The 618-nt window shown below is 41.1% G+C and carries 1 protein-coding gene; it reads right to left on the bottom strand.

The window, feature by feature from the left end; all coding sequences use genetic code 11:
- Positions 1-94: 94 nt before the first annotated feature.
- On the bottom strand, positions 95-618 hold a 524-nt coding region (locus A194_RS0116480; protein WP_017187864.1), incomplete at its 5' end, for a hypothetical protein.

Genomic DNA, 618 nt, shown 5'->3' with positions numbered 1-618 from the left:
CGCAAGAAATTATCAGCATTCAACCAATTTTATCAGCACTCACTCAAATTTATCAGCACTCAACCAATTTTATCAGCACTCACACGAACCATCCTCAAATCACAAAATACAACCCAATCATAATCACATAAGCAATCCCCCACAAAGTCAATGCGAATGGCAAGTTGCTTTTCGGGCCGATCGCGATTGGGTTGCTTTGCGCTAAGCCGGACATGAGTAAGTTTAATCCTGAAAATGGTGATGAGATTACAGATACCATCCAAGCTGATAGTAAGCCGAAGCTTAATAAAAAGTGATCATCGATAAAAATCGGTGATGAACTTAATGTAATCGCTAGTGCGGTCATCGTAATGATCGGATGAACGCCAACGAATGAAAGCAGATTAACAACGATCAATAAGACAGGTATTAAAACAAGAATATGTGAAATGCCGAATACGTCTATAAAATAAATAATCCAATCACTTGCACCAGCGCTTAGAATGGCAGCACCGAAAGCACCGGCTGCGATAAATAACGACAGTTCATTACCCATAGCTGGCAGTCGTTCTTGTGTGAAGTTGAAAAAGCTTCGTCCAAGTGCCTTTGGTGATTGGTAAACAAGTCCCCAGCCAATCG

The organism is Alkalibacillus haloalkaliphilus C5, assembly GCF_000269905.1.
In the GTDB taxonomy this organism is placed as follows: domain Bacteria; phylum Bacillota; class Bacilli; order Bacillales; family Alkalibacillaceae; genus Alkalibacillus; species Alkalibacillus haloalkaliphilus_A.
Note: the sequence above shows the minus strand (reverse complement) of the source record. Positions and strands in the feature narration are given on the sequence as shown.